The sequence below is a fragment of the Microbacterium sp. dk485 genome, assembly GCF_004570445.1.
GTDB classification, from domain to species: Bacteria; Actinomycetota; Actinomycetes; order Actinomycetales; family Microbacteriaceae; genus Microbacterium; species Microbacterium wangchenii.
The window spans coordinates 824043-840348 of sequence record NZ_SPQW01000002.1 but is presented as its reverse complement, the minus strand read 5'-3'; the positions used below and the strand labels follow the sequence as shown (position 1 = coordinate 840348).

The 16306-nt window shown below is 72.3% G+C and carries 14 protein-coding genes; 3 read left to right on the top strand and 11 right to left on the bottom strand.

Going from position 1 to position 16306, the window contains the following annotated elements; translation table 11 throughout:
- Positions 1-369: 369 nt before the first annotated feature.
- Both glp and E4V99_RS14835 read left to right on the top strand, forming a co-directional pair.
- On the top strand, positions 370-1608 hold the full coding sequence (gene glp, locus E4V99_RS14840; protein ID WP_135066289.1) for a gephyrin-like molybdotransferase Glp: 1239 nt from the start codon (positions 370-372) through the stop codon (positions 1606-1608).
- Positions 1605-2471 (top strand): NTP transferase domain-containing protein, encoded by an 867-nt coding sequence (locus E4V99_RS14835; protein ID WP_135066292.1) that lies wholly within the window; start codon positions 1605-1607, stop codon positions 2469-2471. Before glp ends, E4V99_RS14835 begins: the two co-directional genes overlap by 4 nt.
- Positions 2472-2475: 4 nt before the next feature.
- On the opposite strand, the gene E4V99_RS14830 is transcribed toward E4V99_RS14835, so the two are convergent.
- The 11 genes from E4V99_RS14830 to E4V99_RS14780 all read right to left on the bottom strand — a co-directional run bounded on the left by E4V99_RS14830 (position 2476) and on the right by E4V99_RS14780 (position 15803).
- Positions 2476-4797, bottom strand: a complete 2322-nt coding sequence (locus tag E4V99_RS14830; protein WP_135117705.1) for an FdhF/YdeP family oxidoreductase — start codon at positions 4795-4797, stop codon at positions 2476-2478.
- 35 nt (positions 4798-4832) lie between these two features.
- Positions 4833-5906: a 3-dehydroquinate synthase gene (aroB, locus tag E4V99_RS14825; RefSeq protein ID WP_135066298.1), complete on the bottom strand. Its 1074-nt coding sequence runs from the start codon at positions 5904-5906 to the stop codon at positions 4833-4835.
- Positions 5903-6433, bottom strand: coding sequence for a shikimate kinase (locus E4V99_RS14820; protein ID WP_135066301.1), 531 nt, complete (start codon positions 6431-6433; stop codon positions 5903-5905). Before E4V99_RS14820 ends, aroB begins: the two co-directional genes overlap by 4 nt.
- On the bottom strand, positions 6420-7649 hold the full coding sequence (gene aroC, locus E4V99_RS14815; protein ID WP_135066304.1) for a chorismate synthase: 1230 nt from the start codon (positions 7647-7649) through the stop codon (positions 6420-6422). The genes E4V99_RS14820 and aroC overlap by 14 nt, the downstream gene beginning before the upstream one ends.
- A 4-nt stretch (positions 7650-7653) precedes the next feature.
- Positions 7654-8508 carry a shikimate dehydrogenase gene (locus E4V99_RS14810; RefSeq protein WP_348630754.1) on the bottom strand — a complete coding sequence of 285 codons (855 nt, stop codon included), beginning with the start codon at positions 8506-8508 and terminating at the stop codon, positions 7654-7656.
- Complete coding sequence (gene mltG / locus E4V99_RS14805) at positions 8478-9929, bottom strand: endolytic transglycosylase MltG (protein WP_135117704.1); 1452 nt, start codon at positions 9927-9929, stop codon at positions 8478-8480. Before mltG ends, E4V99_RS14810 begins: the two co-directional genes overlap by 31 nt.
- Before the next feature lies 1 nt (position 9930).
- Entirely contained in the window at positions 9931-10404 is a 474-nt protein-coding gene (gene ruvX, locus E4V99_RS14800; protein ID WP_135066312.1) for a Holliday junction resolvase RuvX, read from the bottom strand.
- Positions 10401-13067 (bottom strand): alanine--tRNA ligase, encoded by a 2667-nt coding sequence (alaS, locus tag E4V99_RS14795; RefSeq protein WP_135117703.1) that lies wholly within the window; start codon positions 13065-13067, stop codon positions 10401-10403. The genes ruvX and alaS overlap by 4 nt, the downstream gene beginning before the upstream one ends.
- Before the next feature lie 66 nt (positions 13068-13133).
- Entirely contained in the window at positions 13134-13544 is a 411-nt protein-coding gene (locus E4V99_RS18655) for an ATPase (RefSeq protein WP_245233207.1), read from the bottom strand.
- Positions 13545-13617: 73 nt separating this feature from the next.
- Complete coding sequence (gene rpsD, locus E4V99_RS14785; RefSeq protein WP_135066318.1) at positions 13618-14247, bottom strand: 30S ribosomal protein S4; 630 nt, start codon at positions 14245-14247, stop codon at positions 13618-13620.
- Positions 14248-14456: 209 nt separating this feature from the next.
- On the bottom strand, positions 14457-15803 hold the full coding sequence (locus E4V99_RS14780) for a replication-associated recombination protein A (protein WP_135117702.1): 1347 nt from the start codon (positions 15801-15803) through the stop codon (positions 14457-14459).
- Positions 15804-15910: 107 nt separating this feature from the next.
- Here E4V99_RS14780 and E4V99_RS14775 point away from each other — a divergent pair, with 107 nt between their 5' ends.
- On the top strand, positions 15911-16234 hold the full coding sequence (locus E4V99_RS14775; protein ID WP_135117701.1) for a dioxygenase: 324 nt from the start codon (positions 15911-15913) through the stop codon (positions 16232-16234).
- The last annotated feature ends 72 nt before the right edge of the window (positions 16235-16306 follow it).

Here is a 16306-nt window from a genome sequence, read left to right as displayed (position 1 = left end):
GGCCGGCTCGAGTCCAGCCGGCTCTTGGCGCCGCGGGCCGGCGGCACCACTGCCGACCCGAACTCCGCAAACCACGTCGGCCAGATGCGCGAAACCGGGTGCTTCGGCCGTTTCCGGCTCGATGTTGCAGAGTTCGGGCAGCGGCGTGCGGTGATGCGATAGTCGAGTCCCTCGCCGCCGGGGCGGGACGGCTCGGGTCCAGCGGGCTGCTGGCGTCGCGAGCCGGCGGCACCACTGCCGACCCGAACTCCTCAAAGCGAGCTCGTCTGCGACGCGAAACGGGGTGTTCGGGCACCATCCGGCTCAGTCTTGAGGAGTTCGGGCAGGAGCGCGGAACGGCGAGGGCAGCGGGGCGGATAGTGTGGCGGCATGGTGCGCACCGTCGAGGAGCAGTGGGCCGACGTCGCCGCAGCGGTGCGGATGCTGCCTTCGGTCGAACTCCCCCTGGCCGACGCCGCCGGCCGCACGCTGGCGGCCGACGTGACTGCCGCGGTGGACATCCCGGTGTGGGAAAACTCGGCGATGGACGGCTTCGCGGTGCGCTACGACGACGTCGTAGCCGCGGCGGCGGATGCGCCGGTCTCCCTGCGCGTGGTCGCCGACGTCCCCGCCGGCTCCGACCTGGACCCTCCCCTGCGGCCGGGCGAGGCCGCCCGGATCATGACCGGCGCTCCCGTACCCGCTGCCGCCGACGCCATCGTCCCGTTCGAAGACACCCGCGGCGGCCTCGCCGACTCGCTGCACACCGTCGCCGTCCTCGCCGCCCCGTCCGCGCGCGGCGCGCACATCCGTCGCCGCGGCGAAGACGCCACCCGGGGAGACGTCGTCCTCCCCGCCGGCGTGCGGCTGGGGTCGTGGCAGCTCGCGGCGGCCGCGGCGGCGGGCGTGTCGGCCGTCCCGGCGACCCGCGCGCCGCGCGTGGCGGTCTTCTCGACCGGGGACGAGCTCGTCGCCCCCGGAGAGCCGTTGCGACGCGGGCAGATCCCCGAGTCCAATGCCACCCTCCTCGCAGCGCTCGTGGCCGAGGCCGATGCCGAGGTCGTGCTGCGTGGTGTCGTCCGCGACGACGAGGACGAGTTCCGCGCCGCCCTCGCGGCGGCCGCCGAACGCGGCGCAGACGTCGTCCTCACCTCGGGAGGGGTCAGCGCGGGCGCGTTCGAGGTCGTCAAGAACACCCTCGGGGATGCCGCGGACATCCGGTTCTCGGCCGTGGCGATGCAGCCGGGCAAGCCCCAGGGCTTCGGCGTGCTCCCCGGCGGCGCGCTGTTCTTCGGCCTCCCGGGCAACCCGGTGAGCGTGGCGGTGTCGTTCGAGGTGTTCGTGCGGCCGGCGCTGCTGCGGATGCAGCGGCGCAGTCACGTGCACCGCCCGGTGCTGCGCGTGCGCGCCGCCGCGGGCTGGCGCACTCCGTCGGGTCGGCGTCAGTACGTCCCCGTGCGCCTGGACCGGACGGATGCTGCGGGCTGGACCACGGAACCGGCCACCGCGGGCGGATCGCGGTCGCACCTGGCCGGCGGCCTGGGGCGGGCGGAAGCGTTCGCCGTGGTTCCCGCCGACGTCGAGAAGGTCGAGCCGGGAGACACCGTCGAGGTCATGCTGCTGACATGAGCACCGGCGGGCAGTTCTCCTTCGACGCCGTCGTGCTGGCCGGGGGGCGGGCGGCACGCATGGGCGGGGTCGCCAAGCCGGCCCTCACCGTGGCGGGCCACTCGCTCCTGGCGCGCACCGTCGCGGCCGCCCGGGCAGCCGGCGCCTCGCGCGTGATCGTGGCGGGCCCGGCCGTGGCCGGAGTGGAGGATGTCCGGTGGGTGCGGGAGGTACCCTCGTTCGGGGGGCCGGTCGCCGGCGTCGCCGCGGCGCTCGCGCAGTCGACGGCGCCCTGGGCGATGATCCTCCCCGCCGACCTGATCGACCCGGAGCGGGCGGTCGCAGCGCTGACGGGCCAGATCCCCCACGCGGATGGGGCGTGCCTGGTCGATGACGGCGGGCGCACGCAATGGCTCACCGCGATCATCCGGACCGCTGCGCTGCGGCGCCGCGTGGCGGAGCTGGGGGCCGGCGTACGCGACGCGCCCGCGCGGGCCCTGCACGAAGGATGGGACATCGCGCTCCGCCCGACCGCCGTGGCGGCGACGGACGACGTGGATACGTGGGATCATCTCGGCGAGGCGCGCCGGCGGTTCGGCGCCCGGAAGGAGAAGACCATGTCCGAGCGCACCCTGCCCCCCGAAGCCCTCGAGGAATGGGGCCGCGCCCTGCGGGAGCGGTTCGGGCTCGCCGAAGAGGATCTGCCGATCGGCCTGATCCTCGATCTCGCGCGCGACGTCGCGAACGGCGTGGCGCGCCCGGCGGCGCCCTTCAGCGCGTATGTCGCGGGGCTCGTCGCCGGTCGCGCCGGCGGATCGCCGGAGCAGGTCCGCGACGCCGTCGCGGCGATCACGACCCTCGCCGAGGGCTGGGACGGGCGCTGAGCGCTCAGCCCTCGCGGCGCTCCACCCGCACGAGCACCGACTTCGACGTGGGGGTGCCGCTGCCGTCGGCGGTGGAATCCAGTGGGACAAGCACGTTGGTCTCGGGATAGTAGGCCGCGGCGTTGCCCCGTGGCGTGTCGTACGCCACGACGCGGAACCGCTCCGCGCGCCGTTCCTCCACGGAACCGTCCCTGGCCGGCCATTCCGACACGAGGTCGACGATCTCGCCGTCCTCGATCCCCTGAGCGTGGAGGTCCTCCCGGTTGACGAAGACGACGCGCCGGCCGCCGTAGACCCCGCGGTAGCGGTCGTCCTTGCCGTAGATGGTGGTGTTGTACTGATCGTGCGAGCGCAGCGTCTGCAGAAGCAGGCGTCCCGCGGGGATGACGGGGTACTCGAGCTCGTTGACGGTGAAGTGGGCCAGGCCGTCGGGCGTCGCGAAGGTGCGGTCGTCGCGCGGCCCGTTGGGCAGGATGAACGTGCGGCCGCCGGCGATGCGCTTCTCGTAGTCGGAGAACCCCGGCACGACGCGGGAGATGTGCTCGCGGATGAGCGCGTAATCCTCTCCCAGCCGCTTCCAGTCGGCGCGCGGGACGTTCGGGGAGTCCTCCCGCCCTGCGAACACCAGCTCGCACAGCCGGGCGATGATCGCCGGTTCCGACATCAGGTCGTCGGCGGGCGGACGCAGCCGGCCGCGGGAGGCGTGCACGGCGCTCATGGAGTCCTCCACCGTCACGCGCTGCTCGCCGCCGCGGCGCACGTCGCGATCGGTGCGGCCCAGCGTGGGGATGATCAGCGCGCGACGCCCGGTGACCACGTGCGACCGGTTCAGCTTCGTCGACACCTGCACCGTGAGGTCGACGCGGCGCAGTGCGGCCTCGGTCACGAGGGTGTCCGGCGTCGCGCTGGCGAAGTTGCCGCCCATCGCCAGGAACACGCGGGCGCGTCCGTCGCGCATGGCGCGGATCGCCTCGACGGTGTCATAGCCGTGCTTGCGCGGCGCGTAGAAGTCGAACTCCGCGTCCAGGGAGGCGAGGAAGCCCTCGTGCGGCTTCTCGTAGATGCCCATCGTGCGGTCGCCCTGCACGTTCGAGTGACCGCGCACGGGGCACAGGCCCGCGCCGGGTCGGCCGAGGTTGCCCTGCAGCAGCAGCAGGTTGACCACGTCGCGCAGGGTCGCCACCGAGTGCTTGTGCTGCGTGAGGCCCATCGCCCAGCACACGATCGTGGACTTGGCGGTCCGCACGAGCTCGGCGATGCGGCGGATCTCGGCCTCCGGGATGCCCGTCGCCGTCTCGAACTCCGGCCACGATGCGTTCTGCATCGCGTCGCGGAACTCGTCGAAGCCGCTGGTGTGCCGCGAGAGGAAGTCGGTGTCCAGCACGCCGCCGTCCCTCGCTTCCACCTCCAGCAGGTGTGCCGCGATCGCCTGGAACAGGGCCTGATCGCCGCCGAGGCGGATCTGGACGAACTCGTCGGCGAGCTTCGTGCCGCCCAGGATGACACCGCGCGGCGTCTGCGGGTTCTCGAAGCGCATGAGACCGGCCTCGGGCAGCGGATTGACGGCGACGATCGTCGCGCCGTTGCCCTTCGCCTTCTCCAGTGCACTGAGCATGCGCGGGTGGTTGGTGCCCGGGTTCTGCCCCGCGACGATGAGGAGGTCGGCGTGATGGATGTCTTCGAGGGAGACCGTGCCCTTGCCGATGCCGATCGTCTCCACGAGCGCGGATCCGCTGGACTCGTGGCACATGTTGGAGCAGTCGGGCAGGTTGTTCGTCCCCAGCCCGCGCACCAGCAGCTGGTACAGGAACGCCGCCTCGTTGGAGGTACGACCGGAGGTGTAGAAGATCGCCTCGTCGGGGTCGTCCAACTCCCGCAGAGCGTCGGCCACCGTCGACAGCGCGTCGTCCCACGAGATGGGCCGGTAGTGGGTGGCGCCTTCCTCCAGGATCATCGGATGCGTCAGGCGACCCTGCTGCCCCAGCCACCAGTCGTCGTGCTCGGCCAACTCGGCGACGGAGTGCTCGGCGAAGAAATCGGGGCCGACGCGACGGATGGTCGCCTCCTCGGCGACCGCCTTCGCGCCGTTCTCGCAGAACTCCGCGAGGTGGCGCTTGTCCTCCTCGGGCCACGCACACCCGGGGCAATCGAACCCGTCCTTCTGGTTCACCCGCATGAGGGTGCGCGCGGTGCGTGTCACCCCCATCTGATCCACGGCGATGTCGAGGGCGTGCAGCACGGCGGGAACGCCGACGGCCTTGCGCTTGCGGGAGCCGACGGTGACGTCGGACTCATCGATGTCGTGGGTGGGGGGCTTCGTCGCCATGATCCGAGCCTAAACCTTCGGCGGACGGTGGTCGCTCAGCCGGCGACTTCCTGGTACGCGGCGAACAGCAGCGACTCGTCGGGCGCCTGCAGCACGGTCGGGCGCGCGACGTCGTCGAGCACGATGAAACGCAGCATCCCGCCGCGGCTCTTCTTGTCGCGCTGCATCGTGGCCAGCAGCTGCGGCCACGCCCCGGCGCGATAGGTCATCGGCAGGCCCAAGGCGCCCAGGATGTCGCGGTGGCGCTGGACGACGTCGTCGGGGAGCCGGCCGGCGAGTCGGGAGAGCTCGGCGGCGAAGGTCATGCCCACCGAGATGGCGGCGCCGTGGCGCCAGCGGTAGCGCTCGGCGTGCTCGATCGCGTGGCCCAGGGTGTGGCCGTAGTTCAGCACTTCGCGAAGGCCGGCTTCGCGAAGATCCTCGCCGACGACGCGCGCCTTCATGTCGATGGCGAGCTCGAGTGTGCGGCGGAAGGCGTCGCTGCGCGGGTTCACGACCTCGACGGGGTCGGCTTCGATGAGGTCGAGGATCTCGGGATGCCAGATGAAACCCGCCTTGACGACCTCGGCGTAGCCGGCGACGCGTTCGTTGGGCGACAGCGAATCGAGCAGGTCCAGATCGCACACCACCGCGTGCGGAGGCCAGAACGCGCCGACGAGGTTCTTCCCCTCGGCGGTGTTGAGTCCGGTCTTCCCGCCCACGGCGGCGTCGACCATGCCGAGCACCGTGGTGGGCACCTGCACGACCGGCACGCCGCGCAGCCACGTCGCGGCCACGAAGCCGGCGAGGTCGGTCACCGCTCCCCCGCCGAATCCGACGACCACGTCGGTGCGCGTGAAATCGGCCTGCCCCAGGACCTGCCAGCAGAAGGCGGCCACCTCCACGCGCTTGCCCTGCTCGGCGTCGGGGATCTCGGCCAGGAGCACCTCCCGGTCGGTCAGCAGCGCCTGCCGCAGCGCCTCCGCACGCTCGGCGAGCGTCGGCGGGTGGACGATGAGGACCTTCCGCGCGGCGGCGGGCAGCACGTCGCCGAGGCTGCCGAGCAGACCGCGGCCGACGGTGACGTCGTAGGGGGTCGCTCCGGAAACAGTGATGGTCGTGAGGGTCATGCGGTGCTCGATCCGGTCGGTGCGGACGCGAGGGCCCACTGGGCCACGGCGTCCACGACGGCCCGCAGCGGGCCATGGGAGGTGTCGAAGGTCACGTCGGCCAGCGCCTCGTAGATCGGGCGGCGGGCCTGGAAGATCTCCATCCATCGGGCCGTGCCGTCCTCGCCTGCCAGCAGCGGCCGCGATCCCCCGCGGATGCGGCCGGCCACGACGGCGGGGTCGACGGTGAGGAGGACGACGCGCACGGGCGCGAGGTCGGCGCGGGTGTCGGGATGCAGCACAGCTCCGCCCCCGAGGGAGACGATGCCGCCGCTGCGGAGGGCGTCGCGCACGGCCTCGCGTTCCAGAGACCGGAAGCCCCCCTCGCCGTGCTCGGCGAACAGGTCGGGGATGGGCCCGTGCGTGCGAGCGAGCACGGCGTCGGTGTCGGTGAAGCTCACGCCGAGCTGCTTGGCGACGCGGCGCCCCACGCTGGATTTGCCCGCCCCCATCGGACCGATGAGGGCGATCGTGTCAGATGCCGCCATCGGTGGCGGCCGCCGCGGCATCGCTGGCCGGCGTCGTGCGCAGTGCCGCCGGGAGAGCGTCGAGGTAGGACAGCAGATTGCGGCGCGTCTCCCCGACGCTGTCGCCGCCGAACTTCTCCAGGACGGCCTCGGCGAGCACGATCGCCGTCATCGCCTCGGCGACGACGCCGGCAGCGGGCACGGCGCACACGTCGGAACGCTGGTGGTGGGCGGTTGCCGACGTCCCGGTGGCGACGTCGATGGTGCGCAGGGCGTGCGGCACCGTGGCGATGGGCTTCATCCCGGCCCGCACGCGCAGCACCGTCCCGGTGGACATGCCGCCCTCGGTGCCGCCGGCGCGGTCGCTCGCGCGAGCGATGCCCTCCGCCGTCGCGAAGAGTTCGTCGTGGGCTTGCGATCCGCGGCGCGTCGTCGTGAGGAAGCCGTCGCCGACCTCGACCCCCTTGATCGCCTGGATGCTCATGAGCGCCTGCGCGAGCTTGCCGTCCAGGCGCCGGTCCCAGTGCACGTGCGAACCGAGCCCCGGCGGCAGGCCGTAGGCGAGCACCTCGACGACGCCGCCGAGGGTGTCGCCGGCCTTGCGCGCGTCGTCGACCTCGGCGACCATGCGGGCGCTGGTACCGGCGTCGAAGCACCGCAGCGGATCGGCGTCGAGGGCGTCCACGTCGTCGGGGGCGGGCAGGGCGGCGTCCTCGGGGACGCGCACGGGGCCGATGGAGAGGGTGTGGCTGACCAGCCGGATGCCCAGTTCGGAGAGGAACGCGCGGGCCACGGCGCCCAGCGCGACGCGGGCTGCGGTCTCACGGGCGCTGGCGCGCTCGAGGATCGGCCGGGCCTCGTCGAAGTCGTACTTCTGCATGCCGACGAGATCGGCGTGACCGGGGCGGGGGCGCGTGAGCGCGGCGCCGCGCCCGCGGGACTTCTCCGTCAGCTCGGCCGGCTCGGGGCTCATCACCTCGACCCACTTGGGCCATTCGGTGTTCCCGATGCGCAAGGCGATGGGGCTGCCGAGGGTGAAGCCGTGCCGCACGCCCGAGGAGATCGTGAGCTCGTCCTCCTCGAACTTCATCCGCGAGCCGCGGCCGTAGCCGAGCTTCCGGCGGGCGAGGTCGGCGCGGATCGCGTCGGAGGAGATCGGCACGCCGGCGGGAAGACCCTCCATGATGGCGACCAGTTCGGGGCCGTGGGATTCGCCGGCCGTGAGCACGCGGAGCATTGCCCTAGTCTCCCACGAGCGCTCGGCGCATCGCGGCCAGCACGGTCGTCTCCTCCGGGAGGGCGGTACCAGGCTCGCCGCAGACGAAGACGCGCACCTGCAGGAGAGCCTGATGCAGCAGCATCCCGTGTCCGGAGAAGGCGACGCCCCCCGCCCGCTCCCATGCGTGGGCGAGCGGGGTGGGCCAGTGGCCGTAGACGACGTCCACGAGCACTCCGCCCGCCGCTGCCAGCCGGTCGGCCCCCGCACCCAGATCGGTGCCGCCGGGGAGCGTCGCGATCGTGACCTGGACGCGGCCGGGGGACGGATCGTCGAACCCGGCGGGGATCACGGCGACACCGAGGGACTCACCGAGCGCGATCAACGCGGTCACGGCCTCGGGGCGCCGCGCGACCACCTCGACGCGGCGCGCCCCGAGATCGGCGAGGGCGACCAGCGCGGAGGTGGCCGTGGCACCGGCGCCGAGGATCCGGGCGGCGGGAGCCTCCTCGACGCCCTGCTCGCGCAGCGACCGCACCAGGCCGCCCACGTCGGTGTTGAAGCCGTGCCGCTCCTCGCCGAGCAGCAGCGTGTTCACCGCGCCCGTCGCCCGAGCATGACGGTCCAGGACCTGCGCCGCCCGGGCCGCGGCGTGCTTGAGCGGCATCGTCAGCGACAGTCCCCGCCACCTGGCGTCGAGGCCCGCGAGTTCGGGGTCGAAACGGTCCTCGCCCACGCGCCGGCGTCCGTACTCCCAGTCCAGCCCGAGGACGCGGTACGCCGCGGCGTGCAGCTGCGGCGACCGGCTGTGCGCGATCGGATCCCCCCAGACGGCGAGCCTCGTGCCCGTCAGCATCCCTTGCCCGGATTGTCCTTGCACCACGAGATCCACTGCTGCCGCGCCGCTTCGTGCTCGTCGGCGGTGGTGGTGAACAGGGTCTCGCCGGTGTCGAGGTTGACCGTGACGAAGAACAGCCACGGTCCGTCCGCGGGGTGCATGGCCGCGTCGATCGCCGCGTCGCCGGGGTTGGCGATCGGACCGGCCGGCAGTCCGTCGATCACGTACGTGTTCCACGGGTTGTCGTCGAACTGCGCCTCGTCCGACGTGCTGGCCGAGCCGGCGTGCAGCTCCCCGTACCCGTACTGGGCGGTGGAGTCCATCTGCAGCTTCATGCCCTGGTCGAGGCGGTTCTGGATGACGCGGGACACCTTGGCGAAGTCGTTCGGCCTGCCCTCGCGCTCCACGATGGAGGCGATGGTGAGCACGCGCTGCCGGTCGGCTTCGGGCACGCCGGCCTGATCCAGGGATTCCACGGTGCGCGCGACCAGCCGGGCGATCACGTCGCTCGCGGTGGCCGCGGGGTCGAACGTGTAGGTGGCGGGGAAGAGCCATCCCTCCAGCGAGTCCGACGGCACGCCGAACGCCGACGGATCCGCGGCGGCGGCCTGCAGTTCTTCCAGCGGCATCTCGAGCTGCTCGGACAGCGCCGTGAGGGTCTGCTCGGCGGTGAGCCCTTCGCGCAGCTGCGCGGTGTTCTCCATCCGGCTGGCCGGATCGGCGAGCGTGTCCAGGACGGCGGCGGCGTTCATCTGCAGCTGCAGCCGGTAGACGCCCGGCTGGAAGGTGAACGTGACGCTGTTCTCGATCATGTAGTCGTACAGCGCCTCCGGCGTCTTGGTCACCCCGGCGTCGAACAGCTTCTGCGACACGGGTCCGCCGGTGTCACCGCTGGCGATCGTGATGGTGGTCTCACCGTGCGCGAGCCCCGGCTCGTAGTCATTCGGCTCCTCCCAGCCCATGAACGAGCGGATGCCGTCTTCATACGTGTTCCACACCCACAGGCCTCCGGCCGCCACGCCGCCGACGAGGGCGAGGACGATGGCGAGGGCGATCCAGCCGGCAGTCCGCCGGCGCTTCCTGCTGGGCCGAGGCGGCGGGGCACCCAGGTCGCTCGTGGACCGCTCCCCCGAGAACAGGTCGTCGAGCGTCGCCGACGGCGCCGAGCGGCCATGTCCGGTCGACCGCCCGGCGGCGGCGCCCACGGATTCGCGCTCACGGGCGGCGACCGGTGCCGGCTCCGATTCACGCTCCGCGTCCGAGGCGGGTACGGATTCACGCACACGGGCGGGGACGGTGTCCTCGCGTGGAGCGGTCGTGTCGTTCTGGCGGCGCTGGGCCGCGCGTGCCTCACGACGGGACTTCGGTGTGGCGTCGCGGGCTGTGCTGCGCCGATTCGGGTCGGGCAGCTTTCCGTACAGATCCGCGAACGGATCATCGAATCCAGACGGGGTGTCGGGCATGTCAGGCGGGCTCCTGTCCCGGAGGGAGTGCCACTCCGGCCGGGTTGCCGGAGCTTCTCTCGACATCGAGCGCCTGCTGGAGGAGGACGACGGCGGCGACTTGGTCAACAATGTTACGAGAACGACGCTGGGAACGCCCGGCGGATCGCAGCGCGCTGTGCGCGGTGACCGTGCTGAGGCGCTCGTCCACCAGTCGCACGGGGGTCGGCGAGGCCGCCGCCAGCGCGGCGGCGAAGTCGCGGGCGTCGGTCGTGGACGGGGTGTCGGCGCCGCTCAGGCTCGTCGGGAGGCCGACGAGGAACTCCAGCGCCTCGTACTCGGCAGCCAGCTCCAGCAGTCGCCGGATCGTGGCGTCCGAGCGCGGGACGGTCTCCACGGGCACGGCCAGCAGGGCGTCGGGATCGCTGCGGGCGACCCCGACGCGCGCCTTCCCGACGTCGACGCCGAGCCGGATGCCGCGGCGGATGAGCGTCACTCCCCCGTCGCGGCCAGCTCTGCGGCCACGGCGTCCAGGGCTGCGCCGAGCGCTGCTGCGTCGGTGCCGCCGCCCTGCGCGACGTCGTCGCGCCCGCCGCCACCGCCGCCGAGGGCAGCCGCGGCGACCCGGGCCAGCGCCCCGGCCTTCGCGCCGACGGCGCGCGCGCCCTCGTTCGTGGCGACGACCACCGTCGCGCGCTCGCTCAGCGTGGCGCCGAGGGCGATCACGGCGGGGCCGTCGCCCATCCGGTCACGCACCTGCAGGGCGAGCGAGCGGACGTCGTCGGCGGAGGATGCGGCGCCGATCGACTGCGCGACGACGCGGACGCGTCCCGCCGTCGTGGCGGTGTTCGCCAGCTGCGGCACGCGGTCGGCCAGCGCGCGGGCCTCGAACTGCGCGATGCGCTTCTCCGCCGCCTTCAGGCTCGCCGTCAGCTCCGCGATGCGGGCGGGGAGCTGATCGCGGGGGGTCTTCAGCGACGACGTCAGCTGCGAGACGATGGCGCGCTCGGCGGCGAGGTCGCGGAATGCGTCGAGACCGACGAGGGCCTCCACGCGGCGGTTCGATGCCCCGACGGAGGACTCCCCGACGAGGTTGATGAGCCCCACCTCCGCGCTCGAGGACACGTGGGTCCCCGCGCACAGTTCACGCGACCAGGGACCGCCGATGTCGACCATGCGGACGGTGTCGCCGTACTTCTCGCCGAACAGCGCCACGGCGCCCAGCTCGCGCGCCTGATCCAGCGGCAGCACGCGCGTGGTGACCTCCAGGTTGTCGCGCACGGCGTTGTTGGCGATCTCCTCGATCTCCGACCGCGTCTCGGGCGACAGTGCCTGTCCCCACGAGAAGTCGAAGCGGAGGTAGCCGGCGCGGTTGAGCGAGCCGGCCTGCGTGGCCGACTTGCCCAGCGTGTCGCGCAGCGCCGCGTGGACGAGGTGCGTGGCGGAGTGCGCCTGTCGGGCGGCACGACGGTTCGCCGCATCCACCACCGTGGTGGCGGGCTCGCCCACGGCGACCTCACCCGTGGTGATCTGCACGGTGTGGCTGATGAGGCCGGGCACCGGCTTCTGCACGTCGAGCACGTCGGCTTCGTAGCCGGGGCCGACGATGACGCCCTTGTCGGCGACCTGACCGCCCGACTCGGCGTACAGTGCCGTCTCGGCGAGGATCACCTCGGCGACCTGCCCGGTGCGGGCGCGGTCGACCGAGACGCCGTCCACGAGCACCCCCAGCACGCGCGACTCGGTCTCCAGGTCGGTGTAGCCGGTGAAGACGGTCTCGCCTTGGGCGCGGAAGTCGCGGTACACGCTCTGGTCGGCGAACGCGCGCTTGCGCGACTTCGCGTCGGCCTTGGCGCGGTTGCGCTGCTCGAGCATGAGTGAGTCGAAGGCCGCGCGATCGACGGAGAGCCCGGCCTCCTCGGCGATCTCCAGGGTGAGATCGATCGGGAAGCCGTACGTGTCGTGCAGCAGGAACGCCTCGGGTCCGGAGAGCGTCGAGCCGCCGGCCTTCTTCGTGTCCTCCACGGCGAGGTCGAGGATCGTCGAGCCGGCCGCGAGGGTGCGGAGGAACGTCTCCTCCTCCGCGATGGCGTACTGGGAGATGCGCTGCCAGTCGGTCTCCACCACCGGATACGCCGACTTCATGGCGTCGCGGGAGGCTGCGAACAGCTCGGGGAACGTGGGCGCGTCCACGCCCAGCAGGCGCATGGCCCGGACGCTGCGGCGCATGAGGCGGCGCAGGATGTACCCGCGGCCGTCGTTGGCCGGCGTCACGCCGTCCGAGAGCAGCATGAGCGAGGAGCGCACGTGGTCGGCGACCACGCGGAAGCGCACGTCGTCCTCGTGGTCGGCGCCGTAGCGCCGGCCGGAGAGCTCCACGGCGCGGTCGAGGACGGGGCGCACCTGATCCGTCTCGTACATGTTGTCGACGCCCTGCTTGATGAAGGCGACGCGCTCCAGGCCCATGCCGGTGTCGATGTTCTTCGCCGGCAGGTCGCCGATGATGTCGAAGTCGACCTTGGAGCGGACGTTCGTGATCGCGTACTGCATGAACACGAGGTTCCAGATCTCCGTGAACCGGTTGTCGTCCACGGCCGGGCCGCCCTCGCGCCCGTACGCGGGGCCCCGGTCGAAGTAGATCTCGGAGCAGGGCCCTGCCGGGCCCGGCTGGCCGGTGGACCAGTAGTTGTCCTCGCGGCCGAGCCGCTGGATGCGCTCGACGGGGAGGCCCGCGATCTTCTGCCACAGCTCGGCGGCCTCGTCGTCGTCCTGGTACACGGTGACCCACAGGTCGCGCTCGGCGAAGCCGAGGCCGCCGTCGGACTCCGAGGCGGTGAGCAGCTCCCACGCGTAGGAGATCGCCCCCTCCTTGAAGTAGTCGCCGAACGACCAGTTGCCCAGCATCTGGAAGAACGTGCCGTGCCGGGCGGTGTGACCGACCTCTTCGATGTCGTTCGTGCGGATGCACTTCTGCACGTCGGCGGCGCGCCGGTAGGGCGCGGGCACGACCCCCGTCAGGTACGGGATGAACGGGACCATCCCTGCGACGGTGAACAGCAGCGACGGGTCGTCGGTGACGAGGGAGGCGGAGGGAACGATCGTGTGGTCGTTCTTCTCGAAGTAGTCGAGGTAGCGCTGGGCGATCTCAGCGGTCTTCATTCAGCGGGCCTTTCGGGAGGCGCAGTCATCCGGCCCGCTCGAGCGGGCAGGGAGGCAGGGGGATGGTCAGGAGGAGGCGGGGCGCGAGTCCTCGGCGCCGGCGGATGCGGACCCCTCGGTGGCGCCGTCGGCCGGCGTGGCGGCATCCACGGCGTCCTCGGCCGCCGGGGCCATGGCTTCCTTCGCGGTGTCGGTCGCGGAGGCCACGGCATCCTTGGCGGTCTCGTACGCCGTCGCGGCGGCGTCCTTCACCTCGGTCGCGGGGCCGGCGAAGCGGGCTTCCTGCTCGCGGTAGGCGGCACCCAGGCGATCGGTGAACTCGGTGATGCGCGCATCCACCTGGGCGAGCACCTCGTGCCCGCGCGGGTCCTTGTTCATCAGATGAGCGGCAGCGAATCCGCCGGTGACACCGAGCACAAACCAGAGCACGTTCTTCACGATCGTCACTTCCTCGGATCGGGGCCGCACACGCGGCATCCCCTCATCGTAGACGGCAGACGCCGAAGGGCGCCGGGAGAACCCGACGCCCTTCGTGCACGATGAGCGTGGCTCAGCGCGCGGCGTAGTACTCGACGACGAGCTGCACGTCACACGTGACGGGCACCTCGGCGCGCTTGGGGCGACGCACGAGGCGGGCCTGCAGCTTGTCCAGCTCGACCTCGAGGTAGCCGGGGACGGGGGGCAGCACCTCGGCGTGCCCGCCGGCGGCGGCGACCTGGAAGGGCTCGAGGCCCTCGCTCTTGGCCTTGACGTGGATGAGCTGACCCGGCTTCACGCGGAACGACGGGCGGTCGACGGTCTGGCCGTCCACGAGGATGTGGCGGTGCACCACGAGCTGGCGCGCCTGCGCGGTGGTGCGGGCCAGGCCCGAACGCACGACGAGGGCGTCCAGACGCATCTCGAGCAGCTCGACCAGGTTCTCACCGGTCAGGCCGTCGGTGCGGCGGGCCTCGTTGAAGGCGATGCGCAGCTGCTTCTCGCGAATGCCGTACTGCTCGCGCAGACGCTGCTTCTCACGCAGACGGACGGCGTAGTCGCTGTCCTGCTTGCGCTTGGTGCGCCCGTGCTCGCCGGGAGCGTAGGGGCGCTTCTCGAGGTACTTGGCTGCCTTGGGCGTCAGCGCGATGCCGAGCGCGCGGGACAGGCGGACCTTACGGCGGTCCTGAGACTTCGTTGCCACGAAGGATTCCTTCCGAAGACGTGGCCGCGCACTTCGCGGCTCACGGACGTATCAACCCCTTCCGCCCGTCCGGTTCGCACGCCGGGGCGCACCGTACGGTGGTTCAGGAAGAGGGGGATGCCCGAAAACTCGGTTTCGAGCCGATTCAGTCTACCAGAGCACTCCTGCGCTCCCCCATCCGCGGCATCTTCTCGGGAGCGCGGGTGAGATCAGGTGCCGTCGACGATGCGGCGGATCTTCTCCAGGCGCGCCGACACGTCGCGCTCGGTGCCGTGGGTGGTCGGCTGGTAGTAGCGGCGCCCGCGCAGCTCGTCGGGCAGGTACTGCTGCGTCACGATGCCGATGTCGCTGTCGTGCGGGTACTTGTAGCCCTTGCCGTGTCCGAGGCGCTTGGCCCCGGGGTAGTGCGCGTCCCGGAGGTGGGGCGGCACCCGCCCGAACCCGCCGGCCCGGACGTCGGCGATCGCGGCGTTGATCGCGTTGTAGGCGGCGTTGGACTTCGCGGTGGTGGCGAGGTACGCGGTGGCCTCGGCGAGCGGGATGCGGCCCTCGGGCATGCCGATGAAGGCGACGGCGTCGGCTGCCGCCACCGCGATCTGCAGGGCCTGCGGGTCGGCCAGCCCGATGTCCTCGGCGGCGGAGATGACCAGCCGCCGCGCGATGAACCTCGGGTCTTCGCCGGCTTCGATCATGCGCGCCAGGTAGTGGATGGCCGCGTCGACGTCGGAGCCGCGGATCGACTTGATGAAGGCGCTGATGACGTCGTAGTGCTCATCGCCCTGCCGGTCGTAGCGGAGCAGCGCGCGATCGACGGCCTGCCCGATGTGCTCGGCGGTCACCACGGGCGTCGCCGCGGCCTCGCCCTCTTCGGCCTCTTCGGCGTCGTCGGAGGCGACGGATGCGGCGGCCTCGAGCGCCGTCAGTGCCCGGCGGGCGTCGCCCGACGCGAGGCGGATGAGCGCGGCGCGCGCGTCGGGCTCGAGCGTCACCGCGCCGGCGAGGCCGCGCGGGTCGGTGACGGCGCGGTCGACCAGGAGCCCGAGATCCTCGTCGTCGAGGGGCCGCAGCGTCAGCAGCAGCGACCGTGACAGCAGGGGCGAGATGACCGAGAACGACGGGTTCTCGGTGGTCGCGGCGATCAGCACGACCCATCCGTTCTCCACGCCCGGGAGCAGGGCGTCCTGCTGCGCCTTGGTGAAGCGGTGGATCTCGTCGAGGAAGAGGATGGTGGACTGGCCGTACAAGTCGCGCTGGTTCAGGGCCTCCTGCATGACCTCGCGGACGTCCTTGACGCCTGCCGTGATGGCGGACAGTTCGACGAAGCGGCGCCCCGATGACCGTGCGATCGCCTGCGCGAGCGTGGTCTTGCCCGTGCCGGGCGGGCCCCACAGGATGACCGAGGAGGCAGAGGTCGACGTGTCGGAGGACGCCAGCGCCACGAGCGGGGAACCGGGGCGCAGGAGATGCCCCTGGCCGGCGACCTCGTCGAGGGAGGTCGGCCGCATCCGCACCGCGAGAGGGGTCTGCCCCCGGAAGAGCGCAGCGGAGGACGTCATCGCTCCAGGCTATCCGGGCCCACCCCCACGGATCCCGCTTTTGGCCGCGGCCGGGCGCCCTGCGTAGGATGCTTCGCGCCGGGGAGCACCGGGCGGAGGAGGATGCTGTGGCCGGCAAGGGGCGCGACGAACGCGAGGCGCGTGAGCGCGCACGGGTCTACCAGGCCCGCCGGCAGTATCACGAGGGCCAGAGCCGTCGCCGACGCCGGGACAACCTGCTGGCAGCGGTCCTCGGCGGAGCCGTCATCCTCGCCGCCATCGGCGGACAGGTGGCCTACTTCACCGTCGGCCCCGGCACGCCGGAGCCCTCCCCCAGCGCCACCCCGACGACGCCGGCGCCCTCGAGCGAGACCGCGCCGCCCGCCGAGCCCACCGCGCCCTCAGAACCGAGCCCCGCAGAGACGCCGGGCGAGATCGCGCCCACGCCGTGACGGGTGCCCTGCGCCACCGCCGGGTGACGTACTAGGCTCAAGGGGTCCCTAACCGTAGGCGGCCCGAGCCGC

Excerpts from the sequence above, each read along its gene's own strand:
- glp (WP_135066289.1), top strand. The coding sequence starts at position 370 with ATGGTGCGCACCGTCGAGGAGCAGTGGGCCGACGTCGCCGCAGCGGTG.
- E4V99_RS14835 (WP_135066292.1), top strand. The coding sequence starts at position 1,605 with ATGAGCACCGGCGGGCAGTTCTCCTTCGACGCCGTCGTGCTGGCCGGG.
- E4V99_RS14830 (WP_135117705.1), bottom strand. The coding sequence starts at position 4,797 with ATGGCGACGAAGCCCCCCACCCACGACATCGATGAGTCCGACGTCACC.
- aroB (WP_135066298.1), bottom strand. The coding sequence starts at position 5,906 with ATGACCCTCACGACCATCACTGTTTCCGGAGCGACCCCCTACGACGTC.
- E4V99_RS14820 (WP_135066301.1), bottom strand. The coding sequence starts at position 6,433 with ATGGCGGCATCTGACACGATCGCCCTCATCGGTCCGATGGGGGCGGGC.
- aroC (WP_135066304.1), bottom strand. The coding sequence starts at position 7,649 with ATGCTCCGCGTGCTCACGGCCGGCGAATCCCACGGCCCCGAACTGGTC.
- mltG (WP_135117704.1), bottom strand. The coding sequence starts at position 9,929 with ATGCCCGACACCCCGTCTGGATTCGATGATCCGTTCGCGGATCTGTAC.
- alaS (WP_135117703.1), bottom strand. The coding sequence starts at position 13,067 with ATGAAGACCGCTGAGATCGCCCAGCGCTACCTCGACTACTTCGAGAAG.
- E4V99_RS18655 (WP_245233207.1), bottom strand. The coding sequence starts at position 13,544 with ATGCCGCGTGTGCGGCCCCGATCCGAGGAAGTGACGATCGTGAAGAAC.
- E4V99_RS14780 (WP_135117702.1), bottom strand. The coding sequence starts at position 15,803 with ATGACGTCCTCCGCTGCGCTCTTCCGGGGGCAGACCCCTCTCGCGGTG.